Here is a 23,161-nt window from a genome sequence, read left to right on the forward strand (position 1 = left end):
GAGTGGAGTGGCTATGGGTGATCGGCACGATTATGTCGCCCTGGAATGGGTAAAAGGCGAGATTGCCGAAACGCTCAAGCAGGCGCGGCAGGCGCTCGAATCCTACGTCGAGAATCCCCAGGACCCGACGCGGATGGGCTTTTGCCTGGCCTATATCCACCAGGTGCGGGGCACCCTGCAGATGGTGGAGTTCTACGGCGCGGCACTGCTCGCCGAAGAGATGGAGCACCTGACCCAGGCGCTGATCGACCAGCGCGTCACCAGCCAGGGCGAGGCCCTGGAAGTGCTGATGCAGGCGATCCTGCAACTACCGGTGTACCTGGATCGCATCCAGAGCGCCCGCCGCGACCTGCCGATGGTCGTGCTGCCGCTGCTCAACGACCTGCGCACCGCCCGTGGCGAGAAGCTGCTGTCGGAAACCAGCCTGTTCGCCCCCGACCTCTCCCGCGGCGCCGCGGCGCTGCCGGTGGACGCCCTGGCGCGGCTGCGTACCGCCGAGTTCACCACGCTGCTGCGCAAGCTGCGGCAGATGCTGCAGGTCGCCCTGGTAGGCGTCATTCGCAACCAGGACCTGCCGACCAACCTGGGCTACATGGCGCGCGTTTTCGCCCGCCTGGAGTCCCTGTGCAAGGACGCGCCGCTGGGCCGCCTGTGGGTGATCGCCTCGGCGATCGTCGAAGGCCTGGCCAATGGCAGCATCGCCAACGGCACCTCCATGCGCAACCTGCTGCGCCAGGTGGACCGCGAGTTCAAGCGCCTGGTCGAGCAGGGCGCCGACGCGATGAACCAGCCGGCGCCGGATGAACTGATCAAGAACCTGCTGTTCTACGTGGCCAAGGCCTCCGACCAGTCGCCGCGCGTGCGTGCGGTGAAGGACGAGTACCGCCTGGATGACGCCCTGCCCGGTGCGGCAGTGGTCGACGAGGAGCGTGCCCGCCTGGCCGGCCCCGACCGCGACGCCATGCGTTCGGTGGTGGGCGCATTGTGCGAGGAGTTGGTACGGGTCAAGGACAGCCTCGACCTCTTCGTGCGCAGCGACCGCAGCGTGGTGGGCGAGCTGGAAAGCCTGCTGGCGCCGCTCAAGCAGATCGCCGACACCCTCGCGGTGCTGGGCTTCGGCCAGCCGCGCAAGGTCATCCTCGACCAGATCGATGTGGTCGGCGCCCTGGCGCGCGGCCAGCGCAAGCCGGACGATGCGACGCTGATGGACGTGGCCGGCGCGCTGCTCTACGTGGAAGCGACCCTGGCCGGCATGGTCGGCCCGAGCGAGCAGCCGGGCAGCGAGGAAAGCCGCCTGCCGACCACCGATGTCGAGCAGATCCACCAGGTGGTGATCAAGGAAGCGCGCAATGGCCTGGAGCTGGCCAAGGACGCGATCATCGAGTTCATCGCCTCGCAATGGAACCACCAGCACCTGGCCCGCGTGCCGGAGCTGCTGACGCAAGTGCGCGGCGGCCTGGCGATGATCTCCCAGGAACGTGCGGCGAAACTGCTGGAATCCTGCAATCGCTACATCCAGGAACAACTGCTGGTGCGCCAGGCCGTGCCGGACTGGCACAGCCTCGACACCCTCGCCGACGCCATGACCAGCGTCGAGTACTACCTGGAGCGCCTGTCCGAGGACCAGGGCACCCAGGGCGACCTGATTCTCGACGTGGCCGAGGAAAGCCTGGAAAGCCTGGGCTACTCCCTCAAGCCGCGCCCGTCGATCCTCGATGCCGTCGAGCCGCCGGCTCCGGCACCGCTGGACAATCCGCTGGATGAAATCGATGTGCTCGCCAGCGCGGCCCTGGCCGCCGACCTTGCCGCCGAGCCGGAGCTGCCGGAGGCGCCGAGCGCCCCGCTGGCGGCGCTGGGTGAGCCGGTGGAAGAACTACCCGACGCCACGGTAGACGATTTCAGCACCCTGGCACCGACGGAGGAACTGACCCTCGACGATCTCCAGGTCGAAGCGCCGACGTTCGAACCACCGCAACTCGATACCGAGCCAGTGGCCGATCTGGGCGCAGGGGTGCTGGACGAACCAGACGCCGCGCCGGAGGCCAGCCAGGAGGCGCCCGAGGCGCTGAACTGGGGCCAAAGCCTGCTGGATGAGCCGGCTGCCGCGCCAGTCGACCTTGCTGCGGATGCCCCGCTGGAGCCCCTGGCGCTGGATGCCCCGGCTCCGGAGCTGGGCGAACCGGCCTGGGAGCTGGACAACATCGTCGAACCCGTGGCCTCGGAAGATAACCTCTGGGAGTCGCTCGACCTGAGCGCCGAGCCCAACGAGCTTCCCGCCCAGCCCGAGCTGAGCGAAGCGCCGGCCAGGACCGACGAGGCGAGCGGTTCGCTTGAGCCTGTTGGCGATAGCACGCTCGCCGTCGAAGAGGACTGGCTGAGCAGTGACCCGAGCCAGCCGTCTGCGGATGCCATGGCACCGTTGGCGCTGGATGAGAGCTTCGGCGCCATCGAGCCGGCCCCGGCCGCGCCGATCGTCTCGGCGGACGAGCTGAGCTGGGATGTCGTCGAGCTGCCGGCCGCCGAACAGCCGCTGGTGAGCGACGACAACTGGACCCTCGGCGAGCTGTCCGAGACGCCCGCCCTGGCCGAAGGCGTCGACCTGAGTCTGGATGCGCCGCTGACCCTGGACGAACTCCCGGGCGCCACCGAGCCGACCCCGGTCGAGCCGACCACCCTGGCGGACGAGCTGAGCTGGGATGTTGTTGAGTTGCCGGCCGCCGAACAGCCGCTGGTGAGCGACGACAACTGGACCCTCGGCGAGCTGTCCGAGACTCCCGCCGTCGGCGAGGGCGTGGACCTGAGTCTGGATGCGCCGCTGACCCTGGACGAACTCCCGGGCACCCTGGAGTCGGTTCCGACCGCCTCCGCCGCCCCGGCGAACGAACTGAGCTGGGATGTCGAGCTGCCGACCACCGAGCAGCCGCTGGTCAGCGATGACAACTGGACCCTTGGCGAGCTGTCCGAGACACCCGCCCTGGCCGAAGGCGTCGACTTCAGCCTGGATGCGCCGCTGGCACTGGACGAGCTCCCTGCCGCCCTCGAGCCGACCCCGGCCGCGCCGATTGCCTCGGCGGATGAGCTGAGCTGGGATGTCGAACTGCCCACCGCCGAACAGCCGCTGGTCAGCGATGACAACTGGACCCTCGGCGAGCTGCCCGAGACGCCCGCCCTGGCCGACGGCATCGACTTCAGCCTGGATGCGCCGCTGGAGCTGGATGCCCTGGCCGCTGACAGCAGCGAGCCGCTCGCGCCGGTGAAAGACTGGAACGAACTGGATATCGCCGACCTCGACCTGCCGGAAGTCGAGCTGCCGAGCCCTCCGCCCGTGCTGGAGCCGGTCGCCGAGCCGGTGGCGAAGCCCATGTCCCTCGCCGAAGTGATGGCCGCACCCACCCAGGCCATCAACCCGCCGGCGCAGGACGTGCCGCCCAGCCTGCTGCCGCCACCGGCCGACGAAGAGCCGATGGACGAGGAGCTGCGCGAGGTCTTCATCGAAGAAGCCGGCGAGGTGCTGGAAACCATCGGCGAGCACCTGCCTGCCTGGCTGGCGAACGGCGACGAGCGCGATGCGCTGACCGAGGTCCGCCGCGCCTTCCACACCCTCAAGGGCAGTGGCCGCATGGTCCGCGCGCTGGTGATCGGCGAGCTGGCCTGGTCCATCGAAAACCTGCTCAACCGTGTGCTCGACCGCAGCATCTCCACCACCCCGGCCGTGCAGCAGGTGGTGCAGGACGTGGTTGCACTGATGCCGGAACTGGTCGAGGAGTTCGCCGCCAACGCCCAGCGCCAGCGCGACGATGTCGACCGCCTGGCCGCCACCGCGCATGCCCTGGCCAAGGGGCAGCCGGTCCCTCCGCCCGGCGGTGGACAGCCGCAGCCGGACGCTGCTGCCGAGGCCGCCATCGAGGAGGCGAGCGCGTCCGCCGCATCGAGCAGCGCGGAAGTCGAAGGTGAAAGCCTCGACCCGCAACTGCTGGAAATCTTCCGCAACGAGGCGGAAACCCATCTGGAGACCCTGGTCGGTTTCCTCGCCGATTGCGCGCAGCAGCTGCCGCAGCCGGTGACCGACGACCTGCAGCGCGCCCTGCATACCCTCAAGGGCAGCGCGCACATGGCCGGCATCCTGCCGATCGCCGAAATCGCCACGCCGCTCGAGCGGCTGATGAAAGAGTTCAAGACCAACCTGCTGCAGATCGACCTGCGCGAGGCTGAACTGCTGCACGGCGCCGAGCGTCTGTTCCGGGTCGGCCTGGACCAGCTGCTGGAAGGCCGCCCGCTGGCGCCCATCGACGGCAGCGCCGAACTGCTGGCGCGCATCGCCCAGGTCCACCAGGAACGCCTGGAGGCCGCCGAGGCCAAGCGCCGTGGCGAAAGCGGCGAGGGCAGCGATCCGAAGCTGATCGGTATGTTCCTCGCCGAGGGCATGGACATCCTGCTGGACGCCGAGGACCTGCTGCGGCGCTGGCGCGAACACCCGCAGGAGCGCCAGGAACTGGGCGCCCTGCACGACGAACTGGAAACCCTCAGCCGCGGCGCGCAGATGGCCGAGCTGCCGCAGATGGCCGAACTGGCCGATGCGCTGCTGGCGGTCTATGGCGCGGTACAGCAGGGTCGCCTGGATGTCGGCGATGCCTTCTTCAGTGCTGCCGAGGAGGCCCACGAAGCCTTGATCGGCATGATGGACCAGGTGGCCGCGGCCCTGCAGGTCAGCGCCCGCCCGGAACAGGTCGAGGCCCTGCGTCGCTTGCTGGAATCGCTGGCTGAGCCGGAGCAGGACTTCGTCGACCTGGAGAGCCTGACTGCTGATGACTTCCCGGCGGAGGACGAAGAGTTCCTCCTCGACACCCGCCCGGTGGCCGAGGAAGACCTGCCGGACGGCCTGACCTGGCCGCCGCGCAACGACAGCACCGAGCAGGCGCAGCCTGCCGATGACGACGAAGTCATCACCGCCGCCGACCCGCGTCCGTACGCCGCGCCGCAGCCTCCGCCGCAAGCGCTGGACGAGGAGATGGTCGCGATCTTCCTCGAAGAGGCGGTGGATATCCTGGATAACGCCGGCCAGGCCCTGGAGAAGTGGCTGCAGTCGCCCGAGGCCCTGGCGGCCCTGTCCAGCCTGCAGCGCGACCTGCACACCCTCAAGGGTGGCGCGCGCATGGCCGAGATCCGCGAGATCGGCGACCTGTCCCACGAACTCGAATCGCTCTACGAAGGGCTGCTGGACCATCGCTTCCAGCACAGCCCGGCGCTGGGCGGCCTGCTGCGCACCTGCCACGACCGTCTGGCGACCCAGCTCGACCAACTGCAGGCCGGGCAGGCGCTGACCGACCCGGCCGATCTGGTGCAGACCATCCGCACCTTTCGGCAGAACCCCGCCGCCGGCTTGAGCGCCTCGCTGGCCCAGGCACCGCTCGAGGTGGACGCCGAAGCGCAGCAGGAGCAGGAGATCGAACTGGAGCTTCCCGCCGAGCCTGAACTCGCCGCCGAAGCCGAGGAAACCCCGGCGACGCTGCCGGAGGTCGACCTGCAGTCCTTCCTCGACAAGGCCGAGGCGGATATCGCCGAAACGCCGCAGGACAGCGCGCCGGAACCGGTCGCCGCCGCCGGCTACGAGCTGGACGACGAACACGACCAGGAGCTGGTGGAAATCTTCCTCGAGGAAGGTTTCGATATCCTTGAAAGCTCCTCCGGCGCCTTGCAGCGTTGGATGGAAAACGTCGACAACAGCGTCGAACTGGAGGCTTTGCAGCGGGATCTGCATACCCTCAAGGGCGGCGCGCGGATGGCCGAGATCCGCCCCATCGGCGACCTCGCCCACGAACTGGAATTCCTCTACGAAGGCCTGTGCGGCGGGCGCCTGCGGGCCAGTCCCACGCTCTTTGAGCTGCTGCAGCGCTGTCACGACCGTCTCGCCGAGATGCTCGAAGCCGTCCAGGGGCACCGCCTGATTCCGGAGGGCGACTCGTTGATCGAGGCGATCCACCGATTTCGCGCAAGCCCCGACGAGCAACTGAGCATCCCCAGTAGCGTCAGCCTGCAAGCACTGAGCGCCGAGCCGGCCCTGCCGGAAGGTCCGGAAGCGGACATCCTCGATATCTTCCTCGAAGAGGCCGACGACCTCCTCGATGCCATGGAACAGGCCCTGGGTCGCTGGGACGCCGAGCGCGAAAACGGTGCACTGGACGAGCTGCTGCGCATCCTCCACACCCTCAAGGGCGGTGCGCGCCTGGCCGGCCAGAGCGGCCTGGGCGACCTGGCCCACGACCTTGAACAGCATCTGTCCGAGGCCCAGCAGCAGGGCGCGCCCTGGCCGGACAGCCTGCTGTTGGACGTGCAGTCCGGCTTCGAAGGGCTGCAGGCCGAAGTCGACCAGTTGCGCCAACACCTGGGCGAAACCGAGGCGACCGCTCCCGAGCCGGCGCCGCTGCCGACCGAAGTGCCGACTCCGCCGTCGCTGCCGAGCGTACTGCCCGAAGCCATCATGGCCGCCACCGTGCCGCAGCGCGTCGAGGCGCCGGTGGTGTTGCCGTTCGTCCGCCGCGCCCAGGAGGCTGCCCAGGAAGCGACCGCCCGCCGTGCGCCGCAGGAACTGGTGAAAGTCCCCGCGCAGCTGCTGGAAGGCCTGGTCAACCTCGCCGGTGAGACCTCCATCTTCCGCGGCCGCGTCGAGCAGCAGGTGAGCGACGTCGGTTCGACCCTGACGGAAATGGAAGCCACCATCGAGCGTGTGCGCGACCAGCTGCGCCGCCTCGATACCGAAACCCAGGCGCAGATCCTCTCGCGCCACCAGGCCGATGCCGAGCGCGCCGGCTACGAAGACTTCGACCCGCTGGAGATGGACCGCTACTCGCAGCTGCAGCAGCTCTCGCGCGCGCTGTTCGAGTCCGCCTCCGACTTGTTCGACCTGAAGGAAACCCTGGCCGCGAAGAACCGCGACGCCGAGACCCTGCTGCTGCAACAGGCGCGGGTCAACACCGAGCTGCAGGAAGGCCTGATGCGCACCCGCATGGTGCCGTTCGACCGCCTGGTGCCGCGCCTGCGCCGCATCGTCCGCCAGGTGGCGAACGAGCTGGGCAAGCAGGTCGAGTTCGTGGTCAGCAACGCCGAAGGCGAAATGGACCGTACTGTGCTCGAACGCATCGTCGCGCCGCTGGAGCACATGCTGCGCAACGCGGTGGACCATGGCATCGAGTCCGGCGAGGCGCGCCGCCTGGCCGGCAAGCCGGAAACCGGAACCATCCGCCTGACCCTGGGCCGCGAGGGCGGCGACATCCTCCTGACCCTGGGCGACGACGGCGGCGGCATTCGCCTCGACGCGGTGCGGCGCAAGGCCATCGAGCGCGGCCTGATGACCGAGGACAGCGACCTGACCGACCACGAGGTGCTGCAGTTCATCCTCGAAGCCGGCTTCAGTACCGCCGAGAAGATCACGCAGATCTCCGGCCGCGGCGTCGGCATGGACGTGGCCGCCTCCGAAGTGAAACAACTGGGCGGCTCCATCAGCATCCACTCGACGCTGGGCGAGGGCACGCACTTCAACATCCGCCTGCCGTTCACCGTGTCGGTGAACCGCGCGCTGATGGTGCTCTCCGGCGAGGACCTGTACGCCCTGCCGCTGAACACCATCGAAGGTATCGTGCGGGTTTCCCCCTACGAGCTGGAGGCGCTCTACGAGCAGGCCGCGGCCGAGGGCAGCGCTGCGCCGCGCTTCGAATACGCAGGCCAGGACTACGAACTGAAGTACCTGGGCGACCTGCTCAACAACGGCCAGCACCCGAAACTGGTGGGCCAGTCGCTGCCGCTGCCGGTGATCCTGGTGCGCTCGGCGGACCACGCCGTGGCGGTGCAGGTCGATGCCCTGGCGGGCTCCCGCGAAATCGTGGTGAAGGGCCTCGGCGCGCAGTTCGCCGGGGTCGCCGGCATCTCCGGCGCGACCATCCTCGGTGACGGCCGCGTGGTGGTGATTCTCGACCTGCTGGCGACTATCCGCGTGCGCCATGCCCACGCGCTGCAAGCCCAGCCGCGCCGCCAGCTGGCAGGCCCTGCGGCGGCGGAAGTCGAACACCAGCGCCCGACCCTGGTCATGGTGGTGGACGACTCGGTCACCGTGCGCAAGGTCACCAGCCGCCTGCTGGAACGCAACGGCATGAACGTGCTGACTGCCAAGGACGGGGTCGACGCCATCGCCCAGCTGCAGGATCACAAGCCCGACATCATGCTGCTGGACATCGAGATGCCGCGCATGGACGGCTTCGAGGTGGCGACCCTGGTGCGCCACGACGAGCAACTCAAGGACCTGCCGATCATCATGATCACCTCTCGGACCGGCGAGAAGCACCGCGATCGTGCCCTGGCCATCGGCGTCAACCAGTACCTGGGCAAGCCGTACCAGGAAACTGAACTGCTGGAGAGCATCCTGAGCCTGGTGAAGTCCCATGTCTGAGCAGAGCACGCCGCGTATCGCGGTCATCGCCGATACCTCCCTGCAACGCCACGTGCTGGCGCAGGCGCTTGCCGGCCACGGCTACCAGGTGGTGCTCAACGCCGACCCGGCGCGCCTGGACGGCGGGCAACTGGACGCCTGCGAGACCGACCTGTGGCTGGTGGACCTGGCCCAGCAGGAAGATTCGCCCCTGGTGGACAACCTGCTGGAGCAGTCGCGGATACCCGTGCTGTTCGGCGAGGGGCACGCGCCGGAGCGGCATTCCGAACATTACCCGCGCTGGGAACGGCGCCTGGTCTCCAAGCTACGCAAGCTGGTGGGCGACCCCAGCGCCGGTGTTGGCCGCAGTCTCGCGGCGCTGCTCGATGAAGCGCAGCGGCCCAGCCGCGTGGCGCTGCCCGATGACCTCGCCGCATCGCCGTTGAAAGCCGGCGAGCCGGCCGCGCAGGTCTGGCTGCTGGCGGCGTCGATGGGCGGCCCGGCGGCGGTGAAGGCCTTCCTCGATGCGCTGCCCGGCGCCCTGCCAGTCGGTTTTCTCTATGCCCAGCACATTGATCCGGCGTTCGAGGCCAACCTGCCGCAGGCAGTCGGCCGTCACAGCCAGTGGCATGTGAACACCGTGCGCGACGGCGATCCGGTGCGTTGCGGCGAAGTGGTGGTCGTGCCGATCAGCCAGGAGCTGGGGTTCGACGGCGAAGCGCGGATGCGCGTCCTCGATCGTGCCTGGCCGGAGCCCTACAGCCCGTCCGTCGACCAGATGATGCTCAACCTGGCCCAGCAGTACGGTGATCGCTGTGGCGTGATCGTCTTCAGCGGCATGTGCAGCGATGGCAGCGCGGCGGCGGCCTACGTGCGCCGGCAGGGCGCGGAAATCTGGACCCAGCGTGCCGACAGTTGCGCCTGTTCGAGCATGCCCGACAGCCTGCGCGAAGGGGGCTACAGCACGTTCTCGGGCGATCCGCGCGAGCTCGCGGCGACGCTGGTCAACCATCTGGCCGCCCAATGCGTGGCCGAACTAACGTGATAGCTGGAGTGGTGCGATGAGTGATCTTTCCGTGGTCAAGGAAGGTGGCCAGCCCGCCGTGGCGACCAACGCCGCGCCGGACAGCCTGACCGGCCTGCTGGTGCCGCTGGCCGACCGCAACCTGCTGCTGCCCAACGTGGCGGTGGCCGAACTGATCACCTACCGCGCGCCGCACCCGGTGGACGGCCTGCCGTCCTGGTACCTGGGGCAGGTGGCCTGGCGCGACCTGCGCCTGCCGCTGCTGTCCTTCGAGGCGGCGTCCGGCGGCCAGGCGCAAGTCAGCGCCGGTGCCCGGGTGCTCGTGCTCAACGCCCTTGGCGGGCGAGCCAACGTCAAGTTCCTCGCCCTGTTGGTGCAGGGCATTCCGCGTTCGCTGAAAGTCGGCGCCGACCTGCAGCGCGCCAATGTGCCGCTGGCGCGGCTGGAGCTGGATGCGGTGAACCTGGGCGACGAGCAGGCGCGCATTCCCGACCTGATCGCGCTGGAGCAGATGCTGGCCGATTCCGGCCTGATCTGACGCTCGCACCCCACATCCGCCTGCAAGTGAGCGCCTGATCCATGCTGACCCTGTTCTTTGCCGCGCTGCTGTTCGGCATTGTCTTCTGTCTGTCGCCCGGCGCCGTGCTGGCCGAAACCCTGCGGCGTGGCTTGAAGGGCGGATTCCGTCCGGCGCTGCTGGTGCAGTTCGGCTCGCTGATCGGCGATGCGGTGTGGGCGTTGATCGGGCTGACCGGCCTGGCGCTGCTGTTGGGCCACGAGACGCTGCGCCTGCCGCTGACCCTGGCCAGCGCGGCCTATCTGGCCTGGCTGGGCGTGCAGAGCCTGGCTGACGCCCGTCGCGTGGGCGTGGTGGAGGAGGGCGAGACTGGCGAGCACAACGCCGGCGCCTTCGCTTCCGGGGCCATGCTGTCGCTGTCGAACCCGAAGAACATCGTCTACTGGGGGGCGCTGGGTGGTGCGATGGCCGGTCTGGTGGACGGTGTGCCGACGCTGCAGGACTCGCTGGTGTTCTTCGCCGGTTTCATGACGGCTTCGGTGCTCTGCTGCTTCTTCTGCGCGGCACTGGTGGACTGGCTGCGGCGCAATGCTTCGCCGCGCTGGCACCGGGTTAGCCATGGGTTGTGCGGGGTGGTTCTGCTGGTGTTGGCGGGGTTGGCGTTGCGGGGGATCTGAATCGCCGGGGCTCAGTGCCGGGGCTGTTCGCGAGCAATCTCGCTCCTACCCAAAGCGCACCGTGCCAGCCGACTGCCTGTAGGAGCGAGCTTGCTCGCGAATCCGCCCAACGCAGATGCGTTTAGAAATCGCCCCAAAGCTGCTGTGCCACGCTCAGCGCAACCACCGGAGCGGTCTCGGTCCGCAGCACGCGCGGCCCCAGTCGCGCCGCATGGAATCCGGCCGACTTCGCCTGTTCCACCTCTGCATCGCTCAAGCCACCTTCCGGCCCGATCAGGAAAGCCAGGCTCTGCGGCGTGTCATGACTGGTCAGCGGCTCCGCCACCGGGTGCAGCACCAGCTTGAGCTGTGCCCCGCAGCTTTCCAGCCACTCCGCCAGGGTGACCGGCGCATTGAGCACCGGCAGCACTGAGCGGCCGCACTGTTCGCAGGCGCTGATCGCCACCTGGCGCCAATGGGCCATGCGCTTGTCGGCGCGTTCGTCCTTCAGGCGCACTTCGCAGCGTTCGCTGACGATCGGGGTGATCTCGCTGGCGCCCAGCTCGGTGGCCTTCTGGATCGCCCAGTCCATGCGCTCGCCACGGGACAGGCCCTGGCCCAGGTGCACGCGCAGCGGCGATTCGGGCTGGCCGTCGAATGCTTCACGCAGTTCCACGCGCACCGTCTTCTTGCCGACTTCGATCAGCTCGCCCAGGTATTCGCGGCCGGAACCGTCGAACAGTTGCACGGCGTCGCCCGCCGAATGGCGCAGCACGCGGCCGATGTAGTGGGCCTGGGCTTCGGGCAGCTCGTGCTGGCCGAGGGAGAGCGAGGCGTCGATGAAGAAGCGGGAGAGGCGCATGGCGGTATCGGTGCAGAAGGGGAAAGCGGCAAGCTTAAAGCTTTCGGCCTGCCGCTTGTAGCCGATCAGCCCGGATCGCGATGCCCGGGGAAGCGTTCGCTGACCGCCACGCTCACGCTGTCGCGGGTGGCGATGTCGATGCCTTCACTGGCGACTTCGGCGAGGAAGTCGATCTGTTCGGGGGTGATGATGTACGGCGGCAGGAAGTACACCACGCTGCCCAGCGGACGGAGCAGCGCACCGCGTTCCAGGCCGTGCTGGAAGACCTTGAGGCCGCGGCGTTCCTGCCAGGGGTAGGCGGTTTTCGTCGCCTTGTCCTGGACCATCTCGATGGCGAGGATCATGCCGGTCTGGCGGATTTCCGAGACATGCGGGTGGTCGGCCAGGTGCGCGGTGGCGCTGGCCATCTTCGCCGCCAGGGCCTTGTTGGCCTCGATGACGTTGTCCTGCTCGAAGATGTCCAGGGTCGCCAGGGCGGCGGCGCAGGCCAGCGGGTTGCCGGTGTAGGTGTGCGAGTGGAGGAAGGCGCGCAGGGTAGCGTAGTCGTCGTAGAACGCCTGGTAGACGTTCTCGGTGGTGAGCACGGCGCTCATTGCCAGGTAGCCGCCGGTCAGCGCCTTGGACAGCACCAGGAAGTCCGGGGTGATGCCGGCCTGCTCGCAGGCGAACATCGTCCCGGTACGGCCGAAGCCCACGGCGATCTCGTCGTGGATCAGGTGCACGCCGTAGCGGTCGCAGGCTTCGCGGAGCAGCTTGAGGTAGACCGGGTGGTACATGCGCATGCCGCCGGCGCCCTGCACCAGGGGCTCGACGATGACCGCCGCGACTTCCTTATGGTGCTGCTCCAGTGCCTGCTCCATCGCCGCGAACATCGTCCGCGAGTGCTCTTCCCAGCTCACGCCTTCCGGGCGCAGGTAGCAGTCGGGCGTCGGCACCTTGATGGTGTCCATCAGCAGCGACTTGTAGGTCTCGGTGAACAGCGCCACGTCGCCCACCGACATCGCCGCCACGGTCTCGCCGTGGTAGCTGTTGGTCAGGGTGATGAAGCGTTTCTTCTCCGGCTGGCCGAGGTTGTGCCAGTAGTGGTAGCTCATCTTCAGCGCCACCTCGATGCCGGCCGAGCCGCTGTCGGCGTAGAACACCCGGGACAGGCCCGCCGGGGCCAGACGCAGCAGGCGCTCGGACAGCTCGATCACGGGCTGGTGGCTGAAACCGGCGAGGATCACGTGCTCCAGCTGGTCCACCTGGTCCTTGATGCGCTGGTTGATGCGCGGGTTGGCGTGGCCGAAGACGTTGACCCACCAGGAGCTGACCGCATCCAGGTAGCGCTTGCCTTCGAAGTCCTCCAGCCAGATGCCTTCGCCGCGGCGGATCGGAATCACCGGCAGGCGTTCGTGGTCTTTCATCTGGGTGCAGGGGTGCCACAGCACCTGGAGATCACGCTGCATCCACTCGGCATTCAGGCCCATGGGGCTGCTCCTTATCTGGCTGGTCGTCTGACTGGCGGCTTGAGAGGGTCGGGCAAGCCTATGCAATGCGATTGAGATGAACAAGGACGGGTCCTACGACACATGCCGCAGGTTGCCGACCAAGACAGCTATTCGGCTTCCGGGCGCTCACGTATGCTTCGCGCCTTTGTACCAATTGGGGAAGCTTGGCGATGAAAATGGGATGGCTGCGCGCTGCCGCGTTGCTCGCTCTGGGGGTGTTCAGCGCGGTGGCGCTGGGCAAGGACAAACAGCCGACGGCCATCGTGGTCGGCGGTGGACTGGCGGGCCTGTCGGCGGCCTACGAGCTACAACAGGCCGGCTGGCAGGTCACCGTGCTGGAGGCCAAGCCACAGGTGGGTGGTCGTTCGGGCCTGGCCACCAGCGAGTGGATCGGCAATGCCAAGGTGCAGCCGACGCTCAACGGCTACCTGGATACCCTGAAGATCAAGGCCGTTCCGGCCCCCGAGTTCGTGCGTACGCCGAGCTACCTGATCGACGGCGTGTATTACTCCAGCAGCGACCTGAAGCAGAAGATGCCGGCCGTCGCCGCTGATCTGGAGCGCTTCGAGAAGTCCCTGGACGAGCTGGCCGCCTCCATCGAGGACCCGCTCAACCCACTGTCGAGCAAGACCCTGTTCGCGCTGGACCAGATGAACGCCGCGCGCTGGCTGGACAAGCTGAACCTGTCGCCGACCGCTCGCCTGCTGGTCAACCAGCGCATCCGCTCGCGCTATGACGAACCGTCGCGCCTGTCGCTGCTGTACCTCGCCCAGCAGGGCCGTGTGTACCGCAACGTCGACGACCGCGACCTGCGTGCCGCGCGTCTGCCGGGTGGCAGCCAGGTGCTGGCCCAGGGCTTCGTCAAGCAGCTCAAGACCATCAAGACCAACGCCAAGGTCACCTCGATCAGCCAGGACAAGGACGGCGTGACCGTCAAGGTCGGCCCCACCGGCTATAGCGCCGATTACCTGGTGCTGGCCGTGCCGCTGCGCGCGCTGGGCAACATCACCATGATCCCGAGCCTGAACGAGAAGCAGCAGGCGGCGCTCAAGGGCACCAACTACGGCTGGCGCGACCAGATCCTGATGAAGTTCAAGCGCCCGGTGTGGGACGACAAGTCGCGCCTGTCCGGTGAAATCTTCAGCGATCAGGGCCTGGGCATGATCTGGGTCGAGCCCGCCACCAAGGGCGGCGCCAACGTGCTGATCAACCTGTCCGGCGACAACGCCCGCGTGATGCAGGCCTTCGGCGACCGCCAGGTGCTGGAGCAGGTGCTGATCCGCATGAACAAGTACTACCCGAAGATGCGCGGCGCGTACGACGGCTATGAAATGCGCCGCTACAGCACCGACGTCGGTACCGGCGGCTCCTACCTGGCCTATGGCCCGGGCCAGATCAGCCGCTTCTGGCGCGTCTGGGAAACCCCGGTGTCCCGCGTGGCCTTCGCCGGCGAGCACACCGATGCCCTCTACCCGGGCACCCTGGAAGGCGCGCTGCGCAGCGGCAAGCGGGCCGCCAGCCAGGTCCGCGACCTGTATGCCGGCAAGACGCCGGTGCTGGAAGGCAAGATGGCCGTGGCCGACAGCAAGCCGGCCGCTGGCGAGGCTCCGGCCGCCAAGGGTGAGAAGAAGGGCATCCTGTCCTGGCTGCCGTTCTGATCGGAAGCGTCCTACACACAATGCCGGCGAAAGCCGGCATTGTTGTTCTGGGGCTCTGGTACGCCCGTTTCAGCGACGATCTATCTTGTGAATCGATGTTTCAAAGCAGGATTTTCCACTTTTATTCGATGGATTTGCCGTTAGTCTTGAACCTCCGTTTTTCAAGGATGTTGATCGATGCAATGGCGTAATTCCCCCTCCCGCTACGGACTGGTCAGCCTGTTCCTGCACTGGGGCAGTGCGCTGGTGGTCTTCGGCCTGTTCGGCCTGGGCCTGTGGATGCGCGAGCTGGACTACTACGACACCTGGTACCACCGCGCTCCGGAAATCCACAAAGGCATCGGCATCCTGCTGCTCATCGCGCTGGTTCTGCGCGTGCTCTGGCGTTTCGTCAGCCCGCCGCCGCCGGCCCCGGCCAGCCATGGCCGGAACACCCGGCTGGCGACCACGCTGGGCCACCTCGGCCTGTATGGCCTGTTGTTCACCGCAATGATCGCCGGCTACCTGATCTCCACCGCCGAAGGTAAGCCGATCAGTGTGTTCGGCTGGTTCGACGTGCCCGCCACCCTCAGCGGGCTGCCCGACCAGGCCGATGTAGCGGGCGTCATCCACCTGTACCTGGCCTGGGCACTGGTGGTGCTGGCCGTGCTGCACGCCCTGGCGGCCCTCAAACACCATTTCATCGATCGCGACGCCACGCTGACACGCATGCTCGGCCGCGCCGCGAAGTAAAAACCTCACTCACAGGGAGATTGTTCAATGCTGAAGAAGACCTTCGCCGCGCTGGCTCTGGGCACCGCTCTGCTCTCCGCCGGCCAGGCCATGGCCGCGGACTACAAGATCGACAAGGAAGGCCAGCACGCCTTCATCGAGTTCCGCATCAAGCACCTGGGCTACAGCTGGCTGTATGGCCGTTTCGACGACTTCGACGGTGCCTTCACCTTCGACGAGAAGAACCCGTCCGCCGACAAGGTCAAGGTGACCATCAACACCAACAGCGTGAACTCCAACCACGCCGAGCGTGACAAGCACCTGCGCAGCGCGGACTTCCTCAACGTTTCGAAGAACCCGACCGCGACCTTCGAGTCCACCGCCGTGAAGGCCGATGGCAAGAACGCCGAGATCACCGGCAACCTGACCCTGAATGGCGTGACCAAGCCGGTCACCATCAAGGCCGAGTTGGTTGGCCAGGGCGACGACCCTTGGGGCGGCTACCGTGCCGGCTTCATCGGCACCACCACCCTCAAGCTGAAGGACTTCAACATTCAGCGCGACCTCGGCCCGGCTTCCCAGGAAGTGGAGCTGACCCTGTCGGTCGAAGGGGTGCGTCAGTAAGACGCTCCAGTGCGAAAACGCCGGCAAATGCCGGCGTTTTCGTTTGTACACCTCACTCCGTGCGGCCTGGCAGGCACTCCTGGAGCAAGTGGGTGAGCAACTGTTGCTGGGCATCGTCCAGCGGCGCAAACAGAGCGTCATGGGTGCGTGCGAGGATGGCCTGGGTGCGGGACTCGACGGTCCGTCCGGCCTCGGTGAGGAACAGCTGGAAGCTGCGTTGGTCGCCGGGGTTGCGCTCGCGGCGGACCAGTCCGAGCGCTTCCATCTCGCGAATCTTGCGGGTGACCAGCGCCTTGTCGCGGCACAGCTTGCGGCCCAGGCTCTGTCCGGCATCGGCGGCGATCAGTTCGAGCAGGCGGATGTCCGGCGGCGCGAGGTCGATACCTTCGGCGTACAGCTGGTCCTGGATGCTTTCGCGCAGGTGGTCGAAGACCTTCATCAGGGCCTGCGGCAGCTCGGGATTCACGGTATGGGTCATCGGCGCGGTCACGGTAAAAGGAATGTAAATCCGGTTGATTGGATCAACCATTTTTCTTATTTTAGTTGATGTTATCAACTTTATGCTGTCAGGCGTCCGCCCTGCGGGAAACCTACTGCGAATTCGGCCAATAGCTAAATCGTTTCAGTAGTTTTCCCTCAGGGCTTTCGGACGTTTACAGACACTAATGAATGTAAGTATTTTTGCCAGCTTTTCCGGACCGGCAAGCCCAGCGCCACCCCGGATGCTTTGCTCACGAGGACAACGATATGCAACGAAAGCCAGCCATGCGCGCCCTGGTTCCGGCCCTGCTCGTCGCCATGGCCACCCTTGCCGGCTGTGACAAGAGCGCGGCTCCGCAGGAGCACCCGATCCCCGAAGTCGGGGTGGTGACCCTGCAGTCGCAGGAGGTGACCCTGAGCACCGAGCTGCCCGGCCGTACGACTGCCTATCGCATCGCCGAGGTTCGTCCGCAGGTGAACGGCATCATCCTCAAGCGCCTGTTCAAGGAAGGCAGTGACGTCAAGGAAGGCCAGCAGCTGTACCAGATCGACCCGGCCACCTACGAAGCGACCCTGCAGAGTGCCCAGGCGAACCTGGTATCCACCCAGCAGCAGGCTGAGCGCTACAAGGAGCTGGTGAAGGACGAGGCGGTGAGCAAGCAGCAGTACGCCGACGCCCAGGCCGCCTACCTGCAGGCCAAGGCCACGGTGGACAACGCCAAGATCAACGTGCGCTACACCAAGGTCTACTCGCCGATCTCCGGCCGCATCGGCCGCTCCTCGGTGACCGAGGGCGCGCTGGTGCAGAACGGCCAGGCCACCGCGATGGCCACCGTGCAGCAGCTGGACCCGATCTACGTCGACGTGACCCAGCCCACCACCGCGCTGATCCGCCTGCGCCGCGAGCTGGCCGCCGGACAGCTGGAGAAGGCCGGCGACAACGCCGCCAAGGTCAAGCTCTACCTGGAAGACGGCTCGGAGTACCCGCTGGAGGGCAAGCTGGAGTTCTCCGAAGTGTCGGTCGACCAGGGCACCGGCTCGGTCACCGTGCGTGCGATCTTCCCCAACCCGAACAAGGAGCTGCTGCCGGGCATGTTCGTCCACGCACAGCTGCAGGAAGGCGTGAAGAAGCAGGCCATCCTCGCTCCGCAGCAGGGCGTGACCCGCGATTTCCGTGGCCAGGCCACCGCGCTGGTGCTGGGTGAGGGCGACAAGGTCGAGCAGCGCACCCTCAAGGCCGAGCGCACCGTGGGCGCCTACTGGCTGGTCAGCGACGGCTTGAAGCCAGGCGACCGCCTGATCACCGAGGGTCTGCAATACGTCCAGCCGGGCGTCCAGGCCAAGGCCGTACCCGCGAAGAACGTGGCGCCCTCCGCCGGCGCCGCCGACAAGCCCGCCGCCGCACAGCCGGCCAAGCAGGGTTAATCAAGGGGATTCGTAATGTCGAAGTTTTTCATTGACCGGCCCATCTTTGCCTGGGTGATCGCCCTGGTGATCATGCTGGCGGGCGGTCTGTCGATCCTCAAGCTGCCGGTGAACCAGTATCCGGCCATCGCACCGCCGGCCATCGCCATCCAGGTCGCCTACCCCGGTGCCTCCGCCGAAACGGTGCAGGACACCGTGGTGCAGGTCATCGAGCAGCAGATGAACGGTCTCGACCATCTGCGCTACATCTCCTCGGAGTCCAACTCCGACGGCAGCATGACCATCACCGTGACCTTCGACCAGGGCACCAGCCCTGACATCGCCCAGGTCCAGGTGCAGAACAAGCTGCAGCTGGCCACGCCGCTCCTGCCGCAGGAAGTGCAGCAGCAGGGCATCCGCGTGACCAAGGCGGTGAAGAACTTCCTGATGGTGGTCGGCGTTGTCTCCACCGACGGCAGCATGACCAAGGAAGACCTGTCGAACTACATCGTCTCCAACATCCAGGACCCGCTGTCGCGGACCGCTGGTGTGGGCGACTTCCAGGTGTTCGGTTCGCAGTACGCCATGCGCATCTGGCTGGACCCGGCCAAGCTCAACAGCTTCCAGATGACCCCGGCCGACGTGAAGGCGGCGATCCAGGCGCAGAACGTGCAGATCTCCTCCGGCCAGTTGGGCGGCCTGCCCGCGCTCAAGGGGCAGCAGCTCAACGCCACCATCATCGGCAAGACCCGCCTGCAGAGCGCCGAGCAGTTCAAGGAAATCCTCCTCAAGGTCAACGCCGACGGCTCCCAGGTTCGCCTGAAGGACGTCGCCGACGTGGCCCTGGGTGGCCAGGACTACAGCATCAACGCCCAGTTCAACGGCAAACCGGCCTCGGGTATCGCGATCAAGCTGGCCACCGGCGCCAACGCGCTGGACACCGCCAAGGCGATCCGCTCCACCCTGAAGACCCTGGAGCCGTTCTTCCCGCAGGGCATGAAGATCGTCTACCCGTACGACACCACCCCGGTGGTCTCCGCCTCCATCCATGAGGTGGTCAAGACCCTGGGCGAAGCGATCCTGCTGGTGTTCCTGGTGATGTACCTGTTCCTGCAGAACTTCCGCGCCACGCTGATCCCGACGATCGCCGTGCCGGTGGTGCTGCTGGGCACCTTCGGCGTGCTCGCCGCCTTCGGCTTCTCGATCAACACCCTGACCATGTTCGGCATGGTGCTGGCGATCGGCCTGTTGGTGGACGACGCCATCGTCGTGGTGGAGAACGTCGAGCGGGTGATGGCCGAGGAAGGCCTGTCGCCCAAGGAAGCCGCGCGCAAGTCCATGGGACAGATCCAGGGCGCGCTGGTGGGTATCGCCCTGGTGCTCTCGGCGGTGTTCCTGCCGATGGCATTCTTCGGCGGTTCCACCGGGGTGATCTATCGGCAGTTCTCCATCACCATCGTCTCGGCCATGGCCCTGTCGGTGCTGGTGGCGCTGATCCTGACCCCGGCGCTCTGCGCCACCATGCTCAAGCCCATCGAGAAGGGCGACCATGGCGAGCACAAGCGGGGCTTCTTCGGCTGGTTCAACCGCATGTTCCTGTCCACCACCCACGGTTACGAGCGTGGCGTGGCGTCGATCCTCAAGCACCGCATCCCCTACCTGCTGATGTACGTGCTGATCCTCGGCGGCATGGTCTACCTGTTCACTCGCATCCCCACCGCGTTCCTCCCCGACGAGGACCAGGGCGTACTGTTCGCCCAGGTGCAGACCCCGGCCGGCTCGTCCGCCGAGCGCACCCAGGTGGTGGTGGACTCGATGCGCGAGTACCTGCTGGACAAGGAAAGCAGCTCGGTGGCCTCGGTGTTCACCGTGACCGGCTTCAACTTCGCCGGCCGTGGCCAGAGTTCGGGCATGGCGTTCATCATGCTCAAACCGTGGGAAGAGCGCCCGGGTGCGGAGAACAGCGTGTTCGCCCTGGCCCAGCGCGCCCAGCAGCACTTCTTCAGCTTCAAGGATGCGATGGTGTTCGCCTTCGCCCCGCCGGCGGTGCTCGAACTGGGTAACGCCGTGGGCTTCGACATCTTCCTCCAGGACCAGGCAGGCGTCGGTCACGACGTGCTGATGCAGGCGCGAAACCAGTTCCTGGGGCTCGCGGCGAAGCACCCGGCGCTGCAGCGCGTGCGTCCCAACGGCCTCAACGACGAGCCGCAGTACAAGCTGCTGATCGATGACGAGAAGGCCAGTGCGCTGGGCCTGTCGCTGGCCGACATCAACAGCACGCTGTCCATCGCCTGGGGCTCGAACTACGTCAACGACTTCATCGACCGTGGCCGGGTGAAGAAGGTCTACCTGCAGGGGCGCCCGAATGCGCGGATGAGCCCGGAAGACCTGGACAAGTGGTACGTGCGCAACGACAAGGGCGAGATGGTGCCGTTCAGCGCCTTCGCCACCGGCGAGTGGAGCTACGGCTCGCCCAAGCTTGCGCGCTACAACGGCGTGCCGGCCATGGAAATCCTCGGTGAGCCGGCTCCGGGCCGCAGTACCGGTGAGGCCATGGCGGCGGTCGAGGAGATCGTCCAGCAACTACCCAAGGGCGTTGGCTATGCCTGGACCGGCCTGTCCTACGAGGAACGGCTGTCCGGCTCCCAGGCCCCGGCGCTCTATGCCCTGTCGCTGATCGTGGTGTTCCTCTGTCTCGCGGCGCTGTATGAGAGCTGGTCGATTCCGTTCTCGGTGATGCTGGTGGTGCCGCTGGGTGTGATCGGTGCACTGCTGGCGACCTCCATGCGCGGCCTGTCCAACGACGTGTTCTTCCAGGTGGGCCTGTTGACCACCATCGGCCTGTCGGCGAAGAACGCGATCCTCATCGTGGAATTCGCCAAGGAGCTGCACGAGCGTGAGGGCAAGCGCATCGTCGATGCGGCCATCGAGGCGTGCCGGATGCGTCTGCGTCCGATCGTCATGACCTCCCTGGCGTTCATCCTCGGCGTGGTGCCGCTGGCGATTTCCTCTGGCGCCGGCTCCGGCAGCCAGCACGCGATTGGTACCGGTGTGATCGGCGGCATGGTCACCGCGACCGTCCTGGCGATCTTCTGGGTGCCGTTGTTCTACGTGGTGGTCAGTACCCTGTTCAAGGACGCAGCGTCCAAGGAACAGGACGCCACCGATAAGGGGCATTGATATGAGAAAGTCCTTCCTGTCCCTCGCTGTAGCGGCAGCCGTGCTTTCGGGCTGCTCGCTGATCCCCGACTACGAGCGCCCCGAGGCGCCCGTGGCCGCGGCCTATCCGCAGGGCGAAGCCTACGATGCGGCAAAACCGGCCAACGCTGGCGCCGACATCGGCTGGCGCGAGTTCTTCAAGGACCCGCAGCTGCAGCGACTGATCGAGGTGTCGCTGGAAAACAACCGTGACCTGCGCGTGGCCGCGCTGAACATCGAAGCCTACCGGGCGCAGTACCGCATCCAGCGGGCCGACCTGTTCCCGGCGGTGGATGCCGGTGTCAGTGGTTCGCGCCAGCACGTGCCGGGCAGGTTGTCGCAGACCGGCAGCTCGACGATCAGCAGCCAGTACGGCGCGACCCTGGGCGTCACCGCCTGGGAGATCGACCTGTTCGGCCGCCTGCGCGCCCTGCGCGACCAGGCGCTGGAACAGTACTTCGCCAGCGAGGAAGCGCGCCGCAGCACCCAGACCAGTCTGGTGGCCAACGTCGCCAACGCCTACCTGACGCTGCGCGCCGACCAGGCCCAGCTGGAGCTGGCCCGCAATACCCTGGCCACCTACCAGAAGAGCTACGACCTGACCAAGCGCAGCTACGAGGTGGGTGCCGCCTCGGCGCTGGACCTGAGCCAGTCGCAGACCTCGGTGGAGCGCGCCCGCGCGATCTCGATGCAGTACACGCGCCTGGTCGCCCAGGACCAGAACGCCCTGGTGCTGCTGCTCGGTTCCGGCCTGCCGGCCGACCTGCCTCAAGGCAGGGGCCTGGACGACGAACTGCTGGCCAGCGTACCGGCGGGGCTGCCTTCCGACCTGCTGCAGCGCCGTCCGGACATTCTCCAGGCGGAGCACCAGCTCAAGGCCGCCAATGCCAATATCGGCGCGGCGCGCGCGGCGTTCTTCCCCAGCATCAGCCTGACTGCCAATGCCGGCAGTCTCAGCCCGGATCTCTCCGGTCTGTTCGACGCCGGTTCCGGCAGCTGGCTGTTCCAGCCGTCCATCAGCCTGCCGATCTTCAACGCCGGCGCCCTGCGCGCCAGCCTGGACCTGGCCAAGGTGCAGAAGGACATCAACGTGGCGCAGTACGAGAAAGCCATCCAGACGGCCTTCTCCGAGGTCGCCGACGGCCTCGCTGCCCGCGGCACCTTCGGCGAGCAGCTGCAGGCGCAGCGTGCGTTGGTGGAAGCCAGCGACCGCTACTACCGCCTGGCCGACAAGCGCTACCGCACCGGCGTGGACAACTACCTGACCCTGCTCGATGCACAGCGCTCGCTGTTCAGTGCCCAGCAGCAGCTGATCAGCGATCGCCTGAATCAGCTGACCAGCGAGGTCAACCTGTACAAGGCCCTCGGCGGCGGCTGGCAGGCGACGGCGGCGGAAGCCAAGCCGATCAAGGACGAGGCGCCCAAGGGCTGATCGCTCCCGGTTGGAAATGAAAACGCCGCCCTTCGGGGCGGCGTTTTTGTTTGTGCAGAAATGGCGGGCGCCGGGCGTCGGAGTTTGGTTCGCGAGCAGGCTCGCTCCTACAGGGGCCGGCCTCCGTGCTCTTCGTAGGAGCGAGCTTGCCCGCGAACCCGCCGGACTAGAGCATCGCGCTGCGCGTCGCCGGCTGGATATGGTTATCGGCCAGCCAATCCAGCGCGCACTCGCGCAAGCGTTCGGCCTGGTAGGCGTACCAGGCCTGCAGCAGCTCGGGGTAGCCCATCAGCACATGGCGGAAAGCCTTGAACGGCTTGCGCCCTTCGATGGCATTGGCCAGGGCGGAGTAGGCATGGGGATCGGGCACCTCGCGCAGGAAGTCGCGCATCAGCTCCAGCGACTGGCCGCTGCTCAGCGGCTCGATGGGCAGCAGGCGCTCCGGCTCGCGGTGCAGCAGTTCGGCCAGCTCCGGGTCGGGATCGTCTTCGGGAATCAGCAGCACCTGGCCACTGAAGAGGTCCAGGTAATGATCGATCCCCTGGGTATCGAGCGCGAAGGCCAGTTCGTCGAGGTCGATGGTCAGCGGGCGCATGGTCACTCTCCCAAAGTGGCGAGTCACTGATGCTACGCCATGCGGATGACAACTGTCCTGCCATTGCCGGTCGGCGCGGGAGCACCGACCG

Annotated in this window: 14 protein-coding genes; 10 read left to right on the forward strand and 4 right to left on the reverse strand. The window is 66.9% G+C overall.

Translation table 11 applies throughout. The annotated features are described in order from the left end of the window. The first annotated feature begins 13 nt into the window (after positions 1-13). From SD196_RS01985 to SD196_RS02000, 4 genes are read left to right on the forward strand one after another with little or no spacing between them, the layout of a single operon-like run. The gene (locus SD196_RS01985) at positions 14-8,440 is read left to right on the forward strand and encodes an Hpt domain-containing protein (protein WP_416311011.1); all 8,427 of its coding nucleotides are present in this window, start codon (positions 14-16) and stop codon (positions 8,438-8,440) included. Continuing rightward, a complete protein-coding gene (locus SD196_RS01990; RefSeq protein ID WP_343578130.1) occupies positions 8,433-9,464 on the forward strand; it encodes a chemotaxis protein CheB in 1,032 nt (343 codons plus the stop codon). The genes SD196_RS01985 and SD196_RS01990 overlap by 8 nt, the downstream gene beginning before the upstream one ends. Positions 9,465-9,480: 16 nt before the next feature. Next, a complete protein-coding gene (locus SD196_RS01995) occupies positions 9,481-9,981 on the forward strand; it encodes a chemotaxis protein CheW (RefSeq protein WP_343578131.1) in 501 nt (166 codons plus the stop codon). A 41-nt stretch (positions 9,982-10,022) separates the two neighbouring features. After that, on the forward strand, positions 10,023-10,637 hold the full coding sequence (locus SD196_RS02000) for a LysE family transporter (protein WP_275609811.1): 615 nt from the start codon (positions 10,023-10,025) through the stop codon (positions 10,635-10,637). A gap of 121 nt (positions 10,638-10,758) precedes the next feature. Here SD196_RS02000 and SD196_RS02005 read toward each other — a convergent pair whose 3' ends face one another. Together SD196_RS02005 and SD196_RS02010 are read right to left on the reverse strand one after the other, a co-directional pair. Beyond that, on the reverse strand, positions 10,759-11,478 hold the full coding sequence (locus SD196_RS02005) for a 16S rRNA (uracil(1498)-N(3))-methyltransferase (protein ID WP_343578132.1): 720 nt from the start codon (positions 11,476-11,478) through the stop codon (positions 10,759-10,761). Positions 11,479-11,543: 65 nt separating this feature from the next. Beyond that, entirely contained in the window at positions 11,544-12,947 is a 1,404-nt protein-coding gene (locus SD196_RS02010) for an adenosylmethionine--8-amino-7-oxononanoate transaminase (RefSeq protein WP_275609813.1), read from the reverse strand. Positions 12,948-13,138: 191 nt separating this feature from the next. On the opposite strand from SD196_RS02010, the gene SD196_RS02015 reads away from it, so the two are divergent. The 3 genes from SD196_RS02015 to SD196_RS02025 all read left to right on the forward strand — a co-directional run bounded on the left by SD196_RS02015 (position 13,139) and on the right by SD196_RS02025 (position 15,961). Beyond that, positions 13,139-14,626, forward strand: coding sequence for a flavin monoamine oxidase family protein (locus SD196_RS02015; RefSeq protein ID WP_275609814.1), 1,488 nt, complete (start codon positions 13,139-13,141; stop codon positions 14,624-14,626). 177 nt (positions 14,627-14,803) lie between these two features. Then, positions 14,804-15,358 (forward strand): cytochrome b, encoded by a 555-nt coding sequence (locus tag SD196_RS02020; RefSeq protein ID WP_275609815.1) that lies wholly within the window; start codon positions 14,804-14,806, stop codon positions 15,356-15,358. Between the two features lie 27 nt (positions 15,359-15,385). Beyond that, a complete protein-coding gene (locus SD196_RS02025; RefSeq protein ID WP_275609816.1) occupies positions 15,386-15,961 on the forward strand; it encodes a YceI family protein in 576 nt (191 codons plus the stop codon). A gap of 52 nt (positions 15,962-16,013) precedes the next feature. On the opposite strand, the gene SD196_RS02030 is transcribed toward SD196_RS02025, so the two are convergent. Continuing rightward, complete coding sequence (locus tag SD196_RS02030; protein WP_416311012.1) at positions 16,014-16,439, reverse strand: MarR family winged helix-turn-helix transcriptional regulator; 426 nt, start codon at positions 16,437-16,439, stop codon at positions 16,014-16,016. Positions 16,440-16,708: 269 nt separating this feature from the next. Between SD196_RS02030 and mexA the strand changes: the two genes are divergently transcribed. From mexA to SD196_RS02045, 3 genes are read left to right on the forward strand one after another with little or no spacing between them, the layout of a single operon-like run. After that, positions 16,709-17,866, forward strand: a complete 1,158-nt coding sequence (gene mexA, locus SD196_RS02035) for a multidrug efflux RND transporter periplasmic adaptor subunit MexA (protein WP_275609818.1) — start codon at positions 16,709-16,711, stop codon at positions 17,864-17,866. Between the two features lie 15 nt (positions 17,867-17,881). Then, entirely contained in the window at positions 17,882-21,025 is a 3,144-nt protein-coding gene (locus SD196_RS02040) for an efflux RND transporter permease subunit (protein ID WP_343578133.1), read from the forward strand. Position 21,026: 1 nt separating this feature from the next. Then, positions 21,027-22,475, forward strand: a complete 1,449-nt coding sequence (locus tag SD196_RS02045) for an AdeC/AdeK/OprM family multidrug efflux complex outer membrane factor (protein ID WP_275609820.1) — start codon at positions 21,027-21,029, stop codon at positions 22,473-22,475. 166 nt (positions 22,476-22,641) lie between these two features. Here the strand turns inward: SD196_RS02045 and SD196_RS02050 are convergent, their stop codons facing one another. Then, positions 22,642-23,070: a UPF0158 family protein gene (locus tag SD196_RS02050; RefSeq protein WP_275609821.1), complete on the reverse strand. Its 429-nt coding sequence runs from the start codon at positions 23,068-23,070 to the stop codon at positions 22,642-22,644. Positions 23,071-23,161 lie beyond the last annotated feature (91 nt).

Origin of the sequence: Pseudomonas macauensis (assembly GCF_047902425.1) — a bacterium.
Classification (GTDB): domain Bacteria; phylum Pseudomonadota; class Gammaproteobacteria; order Pseudomonadales; family Pseudomonadaceae; genus Pseudomonas.